This window comes from Burkholderia catarinensis (genome assembly GCF_001883705.2).
GTDB classification, from domain to species: domain Bacteria; phylum Pseudomonadota; class Gammaproteobacteria; order Burkholderiales; family Burkholderiaceae; genus Burkholderia; species Burkholderia catarinensis.
Genome location: NZ_MDEQ02000002.1, coordinates 120,761 through 134,317, shown reverse-complemented (window position 1 = coordinate 134,317; position 13,557 = coordinate 120,761). Strand labels below are relative to the sequence as shown.

15 protein-coding genes and 1 pseudogene are annotated in these 13,557 nt (G+C 69.4%); 8 read left to right on the top strand and 8 right to left on the bottom strand.

Annotation, left to right across the window (positions count from 1 at the left end; all coding sequences use genetic code 11):
- Positions 1-6: 6 nt before the first annotated feature.
- A complete protein-coding gene (locus tag BFF94_RS03815) occupies positions 7-915 on the bottom strand; it encodes an HTH-type transcriptional regulator ArgP (RefSeq protein ID WP_219139009.1) in 909 nt (302 codons plus the stop codon).
- A gap of 277 nt (positions 916-1,192) precedes the next feature.
- Between BFF94_RS03815 and BFF94_RS03810 the strand changes: the two genes are divergently transcribed.
- From BFF94_RS03810 to BFF94_RS03800, 3 genes are all read left to right on the top strand, one after another.
- Complete coding sequence (locus tag BFF94_RS03810; RefSeq protein ID WP_128842611.1) at positions 1,193-1,846, top strand: peroxiredoxin; 654 nt, start codon at positions 1,193-1,195, stop codon at positions 1,844-1,846.
- A gap of 112 nt (positions 1,847-1,958) precedes the next feature.
- Complete coding sequence (locus BFF94_RS03805) at positions 1,959-3,029, top strand: MBL fold metallo-hydrolase (RefSeq protein WP_128842610.1); 1,071 nt, start codon at positions 1,959-1,961, stop codon at positions 3,027-3,029.
- A 129-nt stretch (positions 3,030-3,158) separates the two neighbouring features.
- Positions 3,159-3,818: a glutathione S-transferase family protein gene (locus BFF94_RS03800; protein WP_128842609.1), complete on the top strand. Its 660-nt coding sequence runs from the start codon at positions 3,159-3,161 to the stop codon at positions 3,816-3,818.
- A 136-nt stretch (positions 3,819-3,954) separates the two neighbouring features.
- On the opposite strand, the gene BFF94_RS03795 is transcribed toward BFF94_RS03800, so the two are convergent.
- The gene (locus BFF94_RS03795) at positions 3,955-4,650 is read right to left on the bottom strand and encodes a phosphatase PAP2 family protein (protein ID WP_128842608.1); all 696 of its coding nucleotides are present in this window, start codon (positions 4,648-4,650) and stop codon (positions 3,955-3,957) included.
- Positions 4,651-5,076: 426 nt separating this feature from the next.
- Complete coding sequence (locus BFF94_RS03790; protein WP_219139008.1) at positions 5,077-6,309, bottom strand: MFS transporter; 1,233 nt, start codon at positions 6,307-6,309, stop codon at positions 5,077-5,079.
- A gap of 101 nt (positions 6,310-6,410) precedes the next feature.
- Between BFF94_RS03790 and BFF94_RS03785 the strand changes: the two genes are divergently transcribed.
- The gene (locus BFF94_RS03785; protein WP_219139007.1) at positions 6,411-7,394 is read left to right on the top strand and encodes a LysR family transcriptional regulator; all 984 of its coding nucleotides are present in this window, start codon (positions 6,411-6,413) and stop codon (positions 7,392-7,394) included.
- A 30-nt stretch (positions 7,395-7,424) separates the two neighbouring features.
- Here the strand turns inward: BFF94_RS03785 and BFF94_RS03780 are convergent, their stop codons facing one another.
- The gene (locus BFF94_RS03780; protein ID WP_128843203.1) at positions 7,425-8,063 is read right to left on the bottom strand and encodes a 2-hydroxychromene-2-carboxylate isomerase; all 639 of its coding nucleotides are present in this window, start codon (positions 8,061-8,063) and stop codon (positions 7,425-7,427) included.
- Between the two features lie 146 nt (positions 8,064-8,209).
- On the opposite strand from BFF94_RS03780, the pseudogene BFF94_RS03775 reads away from it, so the two are divergent.
- Positions 8,210-8,878: pseudogene (locus BFF94_RS03775) on the top strand (amidohydrolase family protein); the annotation flags it as partial.
- 10 nt (positions 8,879-8,888) lie between these two features.
- On the opposite strand, the gene BFF94_RS03770 reads toward BFF94_RS03775, so the two are convergent.
- From BFF94_RS03770 to BFF94_RS03760, 3 genes are all read right to left on the bottom strand, one after another.
- On the bottom strand, positions 8,889-9,365 hold the full coding sequence (locus BFF94_RS03770; protein WP_128843202.1) for an SRPBCC family protein: 477 nt from the start codon (positions 9,363-9,365) through the stop codon (positions 8,889-8,891).
- Between the two features lie 120 nt (positions 9,366-9,485).
- Positions 9,486-9,971, bottom strand: a complete 486-nt coding sequence (locus BFF94_RS03765) for an SRPBCC family protein (RefSeq protein WP_128843201.1) — start codon at positions 9,969-9,971, stop codon at positions 9,486-9,488.
- The gene (locus tag BFF94_RS03760) at positions 9,943-10,308 is read right to left on the bottom strand and encodes an ArsR/SmtB family transcription factor (protein WP_128843200.1); all 366 of its coding nucleotides are present in this window, start codon (positions 10,306-10,308) and stop codon (positions 9,943-9,945) included. Before BFF94_RS03760 ends, BFF94_RS03765 begins: the two co-directional genes overlap by 29 nt.
- Before the next feature lie 203 nt (positions 10,309-10,511).
- Between BFF94_RS03760 and BFF94_RS03755 the strand changes: the two genes are divergently transcribed.
- From BFF94_RS03755 to BFF94_RS03745, 3 genes are all read left to right on the top strand, one after another.
- Positions 10,512-11,042, top strand: a complete 531-nt coding sequence (locus BFF94_RS03755; RefSeq protein ID WP_128843199.1) for a GNAT family N-acetyltransferase — start codon at positions 10,512-10,514, stop codon at positions 11,040-11,042.
- Between the two features lie 11 nt (positions 11,043-11,053).
- On the top strand, positions 11,054-11,839 hold the full coding sequence (locus BFF94_RS03750; RefSeq protein ID WP_128843198.1) for a YhfC family intramembrane metalloprotease: 786 nt from the start codon (positions 11,054-11,056) through the stop codon (positions 11,837-11,839).
- A gap of 269 nt (positions 11,840-12,108) precedes the next feature.
- A complete protein-coding gene (locus tag BFF94_RS03745; protein WP_128843197.1) occupies positions 12,109-12,687 on the top strand; it encodes a hypothetical protein in 579 nt (192 codons plus the stop codon).
- 34 nt (positions 12,688-12,721) lie between these two features.
- Here BFF94_RS03745 and BFF94_RS03740 read toward each other — a convergent pair whose 3' ends face one another.
- Entirely contained in the window at positions 12,722-13,306 is a 585-nt protein-coding gene (locus BFF94_RS03740) for a TetR/AcrR family transcriptional regulator (RefSeq protein ID WP_128843196.1), read from the bottom strand.
- Between the last annotated feature and the right edge of the window lie 251 nt (positions 13,307-13,557).

Genomic DNA, 13,557 nt, shown 5'->3' with positions numbered 1-13,557 from the left:
CTCGTTTCATTTCGGCAACGGCGCGAGCAACCGGCGCGCCGCTTCAACGACCCGCCCGGACAGCGACGCCATCGTCGGCGACTGCACGGTCCACGCATGCCAGTACAGCGTGACGTCGGTCGGATGCGCGGGCGCGAGATCGACGAGCCCCTGCGCGTCGAGCGGCGCGGTGCCGATCAGCGGCTCCGGCACCATCGCGTAGCCGAGCCCGTGCCGCACCGCCGCGAAGTGCGAATGCGTGCCCGGCACGTAATGGCACGGATACGCGCCGTCGGGCAACCCGAACTTCTCCTTCAGGAACGACGACTGCAGCGTGTCGCGCCGCGAATACGCGACGACGGGCGCCTTGCGTGCGCTCGTGCGGTTCAGCCCGCGCGGAAACCAGCGCACCGCGAACGCGGCGGCGGCGAGCAGCCGGTAGCGCATCGTGCCGAGCGGCGTCGCGATGCAGCCGCGCATCGGCTTCGGCTCGGTCGTCACGCAGCCGACGGCCATCCCGCTTTCGAGCAGCGCGAACGTATGGTCCTGGTCCTCGACGATCAGCTCGAACAGGATGCGCTCTCCCGCGAGCACGGACGTGAGCGCGGGCAGGAACCATGTGCCGAGGCTGTCGGCGTTCAGCGCGATCGTGACCGAGATCGGCGATTCGCGCTCGGCCGCGAGCGTGCTCTGCAGGTCGGCCTGCAGCAGCGCGACGCGGCGCAGGTGCTGCAGCACGCGCTGACCGGCCACCGTCGGGCGGCACGGTCGCGTGCGCAGCACGAGCGGCGTGCCGAGGCTCGCCTCCAGCGCGCGGACCCGCTGCGTGACGGCGGATGCGGTCACGTGCAGGCGCACGGCCGCCTGCTCGAAGCTGCCGGTGTCGGCGACGGCCAGCAGCGCGGCGGCCTGCTTCGGATCGATCGTCATCGACATGTCGGTGGAATTCCTGTGATCGGGGACGAGAACAGGCCGTAGTGTAAGGCAGCGTGCGCAACCGTCCGGGCGCGGCGAATCGTCCCGCCGCGCGCGATTCGTCGTCGGAATCGGTTGCCGCGTATGGGATGCCGGTGGCATGCGCATTTTGATCTACGCTATATGAACGCACGGAATCCGGCATGTGCCATGCCGGCGTTTCGCGCGCGGACGATCGCGCGTCGAGCGGATGCCGCGGCGCGGATGTCGTGACGATTCCCATTTGACGGAGACGAACATGTCGATTCGACTAGGCGAGGACGCGCCCGATTTCACCGCGGAGACCACTGAGGGACCGATCCACTTTCATGAATGGATCGGCGACCATTGGGCGATCCTGTTTTCCCATCCGAAGGATTTCACACCGGTATGTACGACCGAACTCGGCTACATGGCCGGGCTCAAGCCGGAATTCGACAAGCGCAATACGAAGATCATCGGGCTGTCGATCGATCCGGTCAGCGATCACCGCAAGTGGGTGGCGGACATCGCGGAGACGCAGGGTCACGCGGTCAACTATCCGCTGATCGGCGACGACGAATTGAAGGTCGCGAAGCTGTACGACATGATTCATCCGAATGCGAGCGGCGGCCCGCGCACGGCGGTCGACAACGCGACCGTGCGCTCGGTGTTCGTCATCGGGCCGGACAAGAAGGTCAAGGCGATGCTCGTCTATCCGATGAGCGCGGGCCGCAACTTCGACGAAGTGCTGCGCCTGCTCGACGCGCTGCAGCTCAATGCGAAGCATACGGTGGCCACGCCGGTCAACTGGAAGCCCGGCGACGATGTCATCATTCCGACGTCGGTGTCGGACGATGCGGCGAAGCAGAAGTATCCGGAGGGCTTCCGGACGCTGAAGCCGTATCTGCGCTTCGTGCCGCAGCCGCGCTGACGCGGCGTGCCGGTCGCGCGCCGGCAACGCAGGACCACGACGGGGCGGCCCGCGCGACAGGGGCGGCGCGGGCCGGACGACACGCATCAACCCGCGACGGAGCGACTTCGCGATGATCTTCCGGCAACTTTTTGACCCGCAGTCGTCGACCTACACTTACCTGCTCGCCGACCGCACGTCGCGCGAAGCGCTGCTGATCGACCCGGTGTTCGAGCAGGTGCGCCGCGATGCGGCGCTGCTCGACGAACTCGGGCTGCGGCTCGTCGCGACCGTCGACACGCACGTGCACGCCGATCACGTGACGGGCGCGTGGCTGCTGAAGCAGCGCACGGGCAGCGCGATCGCGATCTCGGCCGCGAGCGGCGCGCAGGGCGCCGACCGCTACCTGAACGACGGCGACCGCTGCGCATTCGGCGCGCGCTACCTGACCGTGCGCGCGACGCCCGGCCACACGAGCGGCTGCATCAGCCTCGTGCTCGACGACGAATCGATGGCGTTCACCGGCGATTGCCTGCTGATCCGCGGCACGGGCCGCACCGACTTCCAGCAGGGCGACCCGCGCGCGCTGTATCGCGCGGTGCACGGCCGGCTCTTCACGCTGCCGGCCGCTTGCCTGCTGTATCCGGCGCACGACTATCGCGGGCTCACCGTGACGAGCGTCGGCGAGGAGCGGCGCTTCAACCCGCGCCTCGGCGGCGATCTCAGCGAAGACGATTTCGCGGGCTACATGCGCAATCTCGGGCTCGCGCACCCGCGCCAGATCGACGTCGCGGTGCCGGCGAACCTGCAATGCGGCGTCGCCGCGAACGCGCCCGATACGCATGCGGCGGCCGACTGGGCGCCGCTCGTCTATACGTTCGCCGGGTTCTGGGAAATCGATCCGCAGTGGCTCGAGGATCATCTGCCGGCGGTGCAGGTCGTCGACGTGCGCGAGCCGGACGAATTCACGGGCCCGCTCGGCCACCTGCCCGGCGCGACGCCGATCCCGCTCGGCGAACTGGCCGCACGGGTTGGCGAGATCGCGCGCGACCGGCCGGTCGTGACCGTGTGCCGGGCCGGCGGCCGATCCGCGCAGGCGACCGTGATCCTGCTGAAGGCCGGCTTCGACGCGGTCGCGAATCTCGGCGGCGGGATGCTGCGCTGGCGCGCCGAAGGGCGCGTCGTGATGGACGGCCGGTCGTAGCGGCGCGCGTCCGCTCGGCATAAAAAATTTCCGGACGGATGTCGAAACGGCCCGACGCCGTTCGTCGTCGAGGTACCCGATCACGTGGCGCCGCACGACGCGGCGCCGAAACCCCTGAGAGCCCCCGCGATGATGCCGACACTTTACGCCCATCCTTTTTCGTCGTACTGCCAGAAGGTGCTGACCGCGCTGTACGAGAACGGCACGCCGTTCGAGTATCGCGTGCTCGCGCACGACGATCCGTTGCCGATGCAGGAATTGACCGCACTGTGGCCGCTGAAGCGCTTTCCGGTGCTCGTCGAAGCGGGCCGCACCGTGGTCGAGGCGTCGATCATCATCGAGTATCTCGGCCTGAACCATCCGGGCCCCGTGCGCCTGCTGCCCGACGATCCGCACGCGGCGCTCGAGGTGCGGATGATGGACCGTTTCTTCGACAACTACGTGTCGACGCCGCAGCAGAAGGTCGTGCACGACGCGCTGCGGCCGGAAGGCGAACGCGATGCGCGCGGTGTCGCCGATGCGCGCGCGATGCTCGACACGTCGTATGCGTGGCTGGACAAGAAGATGGCCGAGCGCGAATGGGCGGCCGGCGACCGCTTCAGCCTCGCCGATTGCGGCGCGGCGCCGTTCCTGTTCTACGCTGACTGGACGCACCGGATCGATCCGTCGTTCGCGAACGTGATCGCGTACCGCAAGCGTCTGCTGGCGCGGCCGTCGTTTGCGCGCGCGGTCGATGAGGCGCGGCCGTATCGTGCGTTCTTTCCGCTCGGCGCGCCGGATCGCGACTGACGTGTGCGGCCGCGATCGCTGCGGCAGCGACGACGCGAGCGGCGGCATGCGTATGGCGCGATGCCGCCGCGCAGGGCCGGCAGCGTGTGCCCGGACGTCGTGACGACAGCAGCGGATGCATCGCGGCGCCGTCCCGTTACATCGTCGTATGCTTGACCGACTGCGCGAGCGTCAGCAGTTCGTCGAACTGCGTGATCAGCTCGAAGCACAGCAGGAACGCGAGCGTATAGGCCGGCGCGGGGAAGCGCCGGATCGCCGCCATCACCTGCGGCGCGAAGCGCGATCGAATCGCATCGCGCGTCAGCAGCCACGCGATAGCGATGCCGATCGACGCGCCGGCGATCAGGTCGGTCGGGTAGTGAAAGCCGAGATACGCGCGCGGCACGCAGATGAACACGACCGCATAGAGCAGCGCGAGCACGCCGACGCGGCGAGCGATGATGAAGATCCCCGTCGCGATCGCCATCCACAGCATCGCGTGATCGCTCGGAAACGAACTCCAGGCCTGCAGCGTGGCCGCACGCAGCTCCTCGGACGGGAAGTGCAGGTGCAGGTCGGGGTTGTAGATCGGCCGCACGCGGAACGGCAGGGCTTTCGCGAGCAGTCGGCCGAACGCGAGCGCGACGAGTCCGCTAGCGACGGTCGCGATGACCAGCTCGCGTTGCCGTTCGCGCTCGGGGCCCGGCTGGAACCATAGCCAGCACAGCACGGGGATGAGCACGAAGCCCTTGAACGTATAGAGGCCAGCGATCACGCGGATCGCGTGGTTCATCAGCGGTCCGAACGTGATGTGGGTGAGGAAGATCTGGATCGTGGTGTCGAAATTGTTCATGTTCTGCGACCCCGACGGACGCACGACGCATGACGCGCGGCCGGCAGGATCAGGAAGCGCGCTCGTACCGGAGCGCAACGGGGGGCAAGTATGTCATCGGTAATTTCGAAGAAAATGGGAAAAAATACCGGGAATCCCCTGAGAAAACGCGATTTTCCGGTGGGGCCGGATTGGAGAGGACCGTGCGGCGCGGCCATGCCGAATCGTCTGACGGTTGCACGCGGATCCCTGGGCGCCGGCGAAAAATAATCGGTTCAACTAGGCAATTCGTTGCGCCGTCGCGGACCTTGCGCCGGATGACCGAATGCGTCCCGCGTTTTGCACGGATCTGCCGCGCTGCGCCGGGCCGCGCAGGCCGAACGAAAAATAAAAGAAAAGGCGGGCAAGCCCTGCGGCCTGCCCGCCCCGCATTCGCGATGCCGGGAATTACCGGCGCCAGATCCGCACGGCGAGCGCGGCCAGCGACGTCGCGACGGCCAGCGCGGTCACCGCATTCCAGCCCAGTTGCGCGAGCAACAAGCTGCCGATCGCGGCGCCGGCCGCCATCCCGATGAACATGCCGACGAACAGCACCGCGTTGAGGCGGCTGCGCGACGCGGGGTCGATCCGGTAGACGATTGCCTGGTGCGCAATCAGCGTGGCCTGCACGCCGAGATCGAAGCCGATCGTCGCGACCGCGAGCAGCACGAGCTGCGCATGCGGCGACATCAGCGGCGCGGCGGCCATCGACGCGAACGACAGCGTCGCGATGCCGATGCCGATGCGCGTGACGCGCTCGGGGCCGTGATGATCGGCCAGGCGCCCGGCAATCGGCGCGGCCAGCGCGCCGGCGGCGCCCGCGAGGCCGAACGCGCCCGCGGCGGCGCTGCCGAGGTGGAACGGCGCGCCGTGCAGCATCACCGCGAGCGTCGACCAGAACGCGCTGAACCCGACGGCCAGGAGCCCCTGCGCGAGCGCGGCGCGGCGCAGTGCCGGATGATCGCGCCACAGCGCGCCGAGCGAGCCGATCAGCGCGCGATACGACAGGCGGGTGGTCGGCTCGAAGTGCGGCAGCCCGCGTGCGGCCACGACGCCGATCGCGGCGACGCTGGCGGCCGCGAGCGCGAACATCGCACGCCAGCCGGCCGTCTCGGCGACGAAGCCGGCCACGACGCGCGACAGCAGGATGCCGAGCAGCAGCCCCGTCATCACCGTGCCGACGATGCGGCCGCGATGCGTGTCGTGCGCGAGCGTCGCGGCGGCCGGCACGACATCCTGCGCCATCGTCGCGGCGAGGCCGATCGCGAAGCTCGCCGCGAGCAGCAGCCCGAGCGACGGCGCGATGGCGGCGAGCAGCAGCGCGACGACCAGCGCGGCGGCCTTGGTCATGATCACGCGGCGCCGGTCGAAGCGGTCGCCGAGCGGCGCGAGCAGCAGGATGCCGAGCGCATAGCCGAGCTGCGTGAGCGTCGGCACGAAGCCGATCGCACGCGCCGACGCGCCGAGATCGGGCCCCAGCGCGCCGAGCATCGGCTGCGCGTAGTAGAGCGGGGCGACGCCGAGGCCGGCGGCGGCCGCGAGCAGCAGCACGAGCCGGCGATCGGGCATCGAATGGGCGGCCGGGTGGGCCGGGGCGTGTGCCGCACGGGGCGCGGCGTCGAGACGGGTCGGGGTGGACATGGCGTGCATCCTGGGTTGGATAACGGGATGGACGGGAGTGTGGCGGCACGCGGCCGGCCACGGTAGTACCGCGTCGCGCAGATTTGTTATACGCTCGGCGAATGACCGAAAAATCTCCTGCTTCTCCCGCTGCTGGCGGGTCTCCGCGTGCTCAGGTGGTGCCGGTGGACGGCGCCGGCTATCGTTTCGAGCTGATGGAAACCTTCGTGCGCATAGTCGAGGCCGGCAGCCTGTCGGCCGCCGCCGCGCAACTGCAGACGACGCAGCCGACGATCAGCCGGCGGCTGCAGGCGCTCGAACGCTCGCTCGGCATGCGGCTGCTGCAACGCACGACCCACACGATGCGGCTGACCGTCGACGGTGAGCGCTGCTTCAAGCGCGCGAAGGAGCTGCTGGCGAACTGGGCGGCGTTCGAGGCCGACTTGCGCGGCGCGCAGGAGGAGCCCGACGGGCTGCTGCGCGTCGCGGTGCCGCACGCGTTCGGCCAGGAGCGTTTCGTCGAGCCGCTCGCGCAGTTCCTGCGCGACTATCCGCGCGTGTCGGTGGAGTGGCTGCTGCAGGACGAGGTGCGGGATTTCGTCGGCAGCGGCATTGATTGCGCGATCCAGGTCGGCGAGCCGACCGATCCGGGCGTGGTCGCGATCCGGCTGACGAAGGTGCCGCGCTTCGTGGTCGCCGCGCCGTCCGTGCTGAACGGCGCCGACGTGCCGGCCGACCCCGACGCGCTGGCCGCGTTGCCGTGGCTCGCGCTGCGCACGTACTACCGCACCGAGCTGGCGCTGACGCACGCCGTCACGGGCGACACGCGGCGCATTGCGATCCGCCCGCGCATCACGACCGCGAACCTGTACGCGCTGCGCAGCGCGGCGCTGCTGGGCGTCGGCGCGTGCGTCGGTTCGTCATGGATGCTGGCCGACCACCTCGCGCGCGGCGAGCTCGTGCATCTCGCGCCCGAGTGGCAGGCCGCGCCGCTGCCCGTCTACCTGACCTACCCGCATGCGCAGTTCTATCCGTCGCGGCTCGTGCGGTTCGTCGCGATGATGCGCGAGGCCGTGCCGTCGCTCGTCGAGGGGCGCGACGTCTGAAGCCGGCGGCGCGGGATGGCGGCCGCGCCGTCAGCCGCGCCGGATCCCTTCGGGCAGCGTGCTGATGCGGCGTACCTCGGGCGAGTCGAGCCACGCGCGTGACGTGGCGCAGTCGGCGAACATGCCGGTCGCATCCTCGCCCCAGAACAGGTCGCCGTCGAGTTCGAAGGTCGGCACGCCGAATACGCCGTGCGCGATCGCGCGATCCGTGTTCGCGCGCAGCGCGTCCTTCACCGGTTGCGCTTCGACGGCCGTCACGCCCTCCGGAAAGCCGACGGCTTCGCACAGCGCGGCGAAGCCTTCCGGCGTCGACACGTCCTGGCCGTCGCGCCAGATATGCCGGAAGATCCGCTGGATCGCGTCGCGCGAATTGCCCATCGCGATCGCGAGGCGCAGCGGCCTGATCGGGTTGAACGGGTGCGCGGGCGGCATCCGGAACGCAATGCCGAGCTTGTCCGCGCGGTATTGCGCATGGCGATAGGTGAAGACGCGTTTTGCGGCGATCTCGGCCGGTGCTTTCTGGCCCCAGTGCGCGAGCAGCGCGCCGAGCACGATCGGCTGCGGCTCGAACGCGGCGGCGGGCGGCAACCGGTCGAACTGTTCCTGCTGCAGGTATGCGAACGGCGAGACGAAATCGAAATACCAGGTGGCGGTGCGCGCGGCGTTCATGGCGGAGGCCCCTCAAGCATGTCCGGTTGACGGCTGCACGCGCGGTGCGCCTGCGGGCGGCGCACGATGCGTGCATCGGCGGCCAGTGTCGCATGCGGTCGCCTTTCGCGCTGCCGCATCGCCGGCCGGGCGTAACCGGCGCCCTACGACTGCGCGACGTGCTGGAAGCGCATCTCGAAGCCGGGCGCGGGCGGTTTCGCGGCGTTCGGCACCTGACCACGTGGGATGCCGATCCGACGCTCGCCAATCCGTTGTCGGCGGTGCCGCGCGGGCTGCTGCTCGATCCCGCATATCGGGCCGGCGTGGCGCAGCTCGGGCCGCTCGGGCTGTCGTACGACGCGTGGCTGTTCTTTCCGCAACTGCCCGAGCTGTTCGATCTCGCGAAGGCGAACCCCGATACGCGGATCATCGTGAATCACTGCGGCGGCGTCGTGCGGATCGCGAGCTATGCGGACAAGCGGCAGGAGGTGTTCGAGCGCTGGTCGGCGTCGATGCGCGCGCTCGCGCAGTTGCCGAACGTATATGTGAAGGTCGGCGGGCTCGGGATGCGCATCAACGGTTTCGATTTCGAGAAGGGCGCGCGGCCGCCGTCGTCCGTGCAGCTCGCCGATGCGTGGAAGCCGTGGATGATGACCTGCATCGACGCGTTCGGCCCCGGGCGCTGCATGTTCGAGAGCAATTTCCCGGTCGACAAGGGCTCGTATGCGTTCGTGAACGGCTGGAACGCGTTCAAGCGGCTGACTGCACACGCGAGCCCGGACGAGCGCGACGCGCTGTTCCGCGGCACGGTCACGCGCGCTTACCGGCTCGGCTGACGCGCACCCGTCACCCGGCTTCCACCAGCGCCGCCAGCTTCGCCAGCGCCATGCGCCAGCCGGTCTCGTTGTCGGCGGCCGGCACGCCGGGCGGCAGGCCGTCGTGCACGGCGTCCACGCGCGTGCCGCCCGCTTCGTCGGACAGCGTGATCGTGATCGTCATGGCGCCGCGCAGCATCGGGTCGTCGGTCTCGAACACGTCGATCTCGACGATCTGCTCGTCCGGCACGAGCGTGACGAAGCGGCCGTGATAGGTATCGGTGCGCGCGGTGGTCTTGCCGGTGCCGGCCGACGGCGCGTCGTAGCTCAGCGACACGCGCAGCGCGCCGCCTTCGCGGGCATCGTACGCATGCACGCGGCACGTCATGCCGTCGGGCACCTTCCATTGCTCGACCGCGTGCGGGTCGAGCAGCGCGCGGTAGACGCGCCCGCGCGGTGCGTTCAGGTGCCGGCTGACCCGGGTCGAATGCGTGTGCGTGTGCAACATGTCGCCTCCCGCGGAGCGCGCGCGACGGTGCACGCCGGAGGCCGGCGTGTCGTCACGCTTCCTTCAGGAATCCTAGGCGCGAGCGCGGCGGCATGCAATGACCGCGCAACTCGTACGCGTTCAGCGCAGCGCGGCCGCGAACGCGTCGAGCTGCGTGATGCAGGTGTTCCAGCCCTCGAAGAAGCCGAGCGCTTCGTGGCGCTCGCGCGTCGCGGCATCCGGATGCATCACGCGCGCCTCGTAGCGGCTGCCCGCATCGTCGTCGGCCATCGTGATGATCGCCGTGAAGCCCATCCACGGCACCTGCGGCCGCCAGCCGCCCGCGAGCATCGACGTGAACGCGATGCGCGATTCCGGCACGATATCGAGGAAGCAGCCGGGGTTGTCGCTCGTGCCGCCGTCGGGGCCGCGCATGAACGTGTGGAAAACGCCGCCCGGCCGCAGGTCGAACGCGCGCACCTCGGTGGTCCACGGCTTCGGGCACCACCATTGCCTCAGCAGTTCGGGGTCGGTCCACGCACGCCACAGCGCGTGGCGCGGCGCGCGCAGCGTGCGCGTGATGACGAGGTCGTGGGCTTCAACGGGTTCGACGTGGCTTGCTGACATCTTGCTCCTCCTGGTGACGGCGTTCGACGAATTCGACGAGACGGTCGGATCGCGCTTCCCACAGCGCGCGCTGCGCGGCGAGCCACTGCTCGGCCTCGGTCAGCCGGCTGCCGACCAGCGCGCAGGTGCGCGAGCGGCCGGTTTTGCGGGTCTGCACGAGGCCGCTGCGCTCGAGCACGGCGACATGCTTCATGAACGACGGTAGCGCCATGTCGAACGGCGCGGCCAGCGCGGAGACGGTCCGCTCGCCGTGGCCGAGCGCGCTGACGATCGCGCAGCGCGTCGGATCGGCGAGGGCGTGGAAGACGTCGCTGATGCCGGGTTGAAAGTTAGCCATGTGGCTAAGTGTAGGCGATGCGGCTGGCGATGCCGCGAAAATTTTCATCGCGTACGATGATGGGGCGGTAACGCGTGCCGACCGGGCGCTGCGTTGCCGGCCGCTGCCGCCGTTGCGCAAGCCTTGACGATCGGCCGGTGTTTCTTCCGATCCGCGGGCATGCCGAACCCACGCGTGCAGCCCGCTTCATTACCGGAGATGGCATGACCGAACCTGTTACCGTCCGCTGCGTCGACGCGCGCGAAGCGATGACCTGTGTCGAAGCGCTGGCCGACGTGCTGATCGATTGCGTCGAAGGCGGCGCGTCCGTCAGTTTCATGCTGCCGATCGAACGGTCGACCGCCGTCGCGTTCTGGACGCGCGTGGCCGAGGGCGTCCGGAACGGCGAGCGCATCCTGCTCGTCGCCGAGGATGCGTCCGGCCGCATCCTCGGCACCGTACAGGTCGTGACCGCACAGCCCGAGAACCAGCCGCATCGCGCGGACATCGCGAAGATGCTCGTGTCGCGGCACGCGCGCCGGCAGGGCATCGCCGCGCGGCTGATGGCGGCGGCCGACGCGGCCGCGCGCGACGCCGGCAAGACCGTGCTCGTGCTCGATACCGTGACGGGCAGCGACGCCGAGCGGCTGTACGAGCGGGCCGGCTGGCAGCGCGTCGGCGTCGTGCCGAACTATGCGCTGATGCCCGACGGCGCGCTCTGCGCGACGACGTACTTCCACAAGCAGCTCGCGTAGCGGCGCGCGTCATGCATCCGGTCGCGCCGGCGCTGCTGTTCCTCACGTTCGCGGCCGGTGTCGTCGCGTTGATCGCGCCTGCGTTGCTCGCGGCCGCGTGGCGACGCCGCACGCAGGTGCCGTTGCGAGTGTTTTGCTACGGGATGCTGACCTTCTTCGTGTCCCAGCCGGTATTACGCCTGTCGTGGCAGGTGCCGCTGTTTCACCGGCTCGGGACCGATCCGCGCTGGCATCTGCCGATGCTCGTGTTCGCGGCGTTGACGGCTGGGCTCTTCGAGGAATGCGGGCGCTGGGTTGCGTTCCGGTATCTGCTGCCGAAGCGGCACGACGCGCAGACGGCCGTGATGCTCGGGCTCGGGCACGGCGGGCTGGAGGCGATGCTGCTGGTCGGCGTCGGGTTTGTCGCGCTCGGCACCGGCTACCTGCTCGCGCATGCCGGCGTCGTCGTGCCTGAAGGCGTGCAGTCGCTGATCGGGTCGCAGTTCGCGGGCATGACGCTCGCGTCACCGTTTCTCGCGCTGCTCGAACGTGCGAGCGCACTCGCCGCGCATGTGGGGCTGTCGCTGATCGTGCTGCAGGCGTTCGTACGCGGCACGAAACGCTGGCTCGCGTATGCGATCGCGCTTCATTTCCTGTTCGACCTCGTCGCTGTGCTGCTGACGCGGTACTGGCATGTCGATACCGTGCTGGTCGAGGCGATCCTGTTCGCGTTCAGTGCCGCGCTGCTGTGGCTGGGCACGCGCTGGAGCCGCCGAGGGACGGGCGCCGGCGACACGCGCCCGGAGCACGCCGCGTGACGTGCATGGCCCGTTTCAGCCGTGGGCGGCGGGGTTCGGTCGGCGGATGGCCGGCCGTTCTCCCGTTCGCCACCGGCTGACGAGGCTCGAAGCCGTGCCGGGCCGTGACGAATTCAGCGGCGATCAGGTCGGAAAAGTGTTGGTTGCGGCAGGACGGCGGATCGTGACGGCGGGCGCCGGCCGGAAGTAAAAGCAGGGCCGGCATCGTCGCCGATTCGATATATTCACGCAGGAAAACGCCAACGGATCGCCACGGAACCGCCGCCTCGATGAAACGCTCCCACGTCGCTTTCGCCCTCACGGGCCTGCTCGTCGCGCTGCCGATTGCTGCGTATGCGCTCGTCAAGCCGCTGCGCGTCGTCGCGCCCGCGCTGATACCCGGCGTGTCGTGCCCGAGCGCCGACATCTGCACGGACGATGCCGCGAAACTCGGCGACGCGCGGCAGCTCTATCGCGACGGCTATGCGCGCGCGGCGGCGGCCGTCGGCGCGTTCCAGGACGCGCCGCGCGTCGTGTTCTGCTCGACGCGCACGTGCGCTGACGCGTTCGGTCTCGGCCAACGCGCGGCGCTGACGCTCGGCAACTTCGGCGTGGTCATCGCGCCGCGCGGCTGGCAGACCTACTTTCTCGCGCACGAGCTGATCCATCACCGCCAGGCGGAAGTGCTCGGCAACCTGGCCGTCGTGACCAAGCCGCGCTGGCTGATCGAAGGGATGGCGTATTCGCTCAGCGAGGATCCGCGCCATCCGTTGACGGAGCCGTTCGAATCGTGGCGCACGCGTTTTGACGCGTGGCACGCGGCGCTGGGCGGGCAGCCGCTGTGGGGTGCCGCACGGGCGGTCGAATAGCGCGGCAAGGGCGGCGCGCCGCCGCGCGTTTCCGTTACGCCGGCGCGACCGGATCGCCGCGTCTGCCGGTGAGCGTGTCCCGCCCCGCGGCGAGGATCTCGTCGGCCAGCGTGGGATCGCTGCCGGCGATCGCGCGCGACAATACCAGCGCCCCCGCCATCTGGCTGAAGACCGCGAGCGCGTCGCGACGCGTCTGCTCCGGCGCCGCGCCTTCGATCGCCACCATCCGTTCCAGCCGGTCGAGATACGCGGCGAGGCCGTGTGCATAGCACGCGCGCGCCGCATCGGTCAGCCGCGGCGCGTCGCCCGCGAAGCCGGATAGCGGGCACCCGGCCTCGACGTTATCGCGATGCGCGGGCGACAGATACGACGCCACCTGCGCATCGAGACTGCCGGCGTTCGGCGAATCCGCGCGGTCCTGCATCGCCGTTTCCATCACTTCGGCGACCAGCGCGTCTTTCGACTTGAAGTGGTTGTAGAAGCCGCCCTGCGTGAAACCGGCTTCCTTCATCAATTCCGTCAGCCCCACGGCGTCGACGCCGCGCACGCGGAACAGCCGCTCGGCGGCCGCCACGATTGCGCTCCGGTTCTCGGCGGCCTGCTGTCTTGATACGCCCATCGATCTCTCCCTGATTTTGCCGATCGCAGCGATTGGAAAACACAATGTCGATCACCATTGACATGCCGAGGCGACGCGAACACAATGCATCGCAAAGACAATGGTGATCAACATTGACATCGAGTGTAGCCGACCTGGCCGGTAATGCAAAGCCACGGCTGGAGCACGGATGGCAATGGGTCGGCGTCTTTGGCGTCGCGGGGGTAACGGGGCAGCGGACGGCTTGCCGCCTGCCACCGGCGGCGCAACGG

Coding starts and splice junctions, on each gene's coding strand:
- BFF94_RS03815 (WP_219139009.1), bottom strand. CDS start 915: ATGTCGATGACGATCGATCCGAAGCAGGCCGCCGCGCTGCTGGCCGTC.
- BFF94_RS03810 (WP_128842611.1), top strand. CDS start 1,193: ATGTCGATTCGACTAGGCGAGGACGCGCCCGATTTCACCGCGGAGACC.
- BFF94_RS03805 (WP_128842610.1), top strand. CDS start 1,959: ATGATCTTCCGGCAACTTTTTGACCCGCAGTCGTCGACCTACACTTAC.
- BFF94_RS03800 (WP_128842609.1), top strand. CDS start 3,159: ATGATGCCGACACTTTACGCCCATCCTTTTTCGTCGTACTGCCAGAAG.
- BFF94_RS03795 (WP_128842608.1), bottom strand. CDS start 4,650: ATGAACAATTTCGACACCACGATCCAGATCTTCCTCACCCACATCACG.
- BFF94_RS03790 (WP_219139008.1), bottom strand. CDS start 6,309: ATGTCCACCCCGACCCGTCTCGACGCCGCGCCCCGTGCGGCACACGCC.
- BFF94_RS03785 (WP_219139007.1), top strand. CDS start 6,411: ATGACCGAAAAATCTCCTGCTTCTCCCGCTGCTGGCGGGTCTCCGCGT.
- BFF94_RS03780 (WP_128843203.1), bottom strand. CDS start 8,063: ATGAACGCCGCGCGCACCGCCACCTGGTATTTCGATTTCGTCTCGCCG.
- BFF94_RS03770 (WP_128843202.1), bottom strand. CDS start 9,365: ATGTTGCACACGCACACGCATTCGACCCGGGTCAGCCGGCACCTGAAC.
- BFF94_RS03765 (WP_128843201.1), bottom strand. CDS start 9,971: ATGTCAGCAAGCCACGTCGAACCCGTTGAAGCCCACGACCTCGTCATC.
- BFF94_RS03760 (WP_128843200.1), bottom strand. CDS start 10,308: ATGGCTAACTTTCAACCCGGCATCAGCGACGTCTTCCACGCCCTCGCC.
- BFF94_RS03755 (WP_128843199.1), top strand. CDS start 10,512: ATGACCGAACCTGTTACCGTCCGCTGCGTCGACGCGCGCGAAGCGATG.
- BFF94_RS03750 (WP_128843198.1), top strand. CDS start 11,054: ATGCATCCGGTCGCGCCGGCGCTGCTGTTCCTCACGTTCGCGGCCGGT.
- BFF94_RS03745 (WP_128843197.1), top strand. CDS start 12,109: ATGAAACGCTCCCACGTCGCTTTCGCCCTCACGGGCCTGCTCGTCGCG.
- BFF94_RS03740 (WP_128843196.1), bottom strand. CDS start 13,306: ATGGGCGTATCAAGACAGCAGGCCGCCGAGAACCGGAGCGCAATCGTG.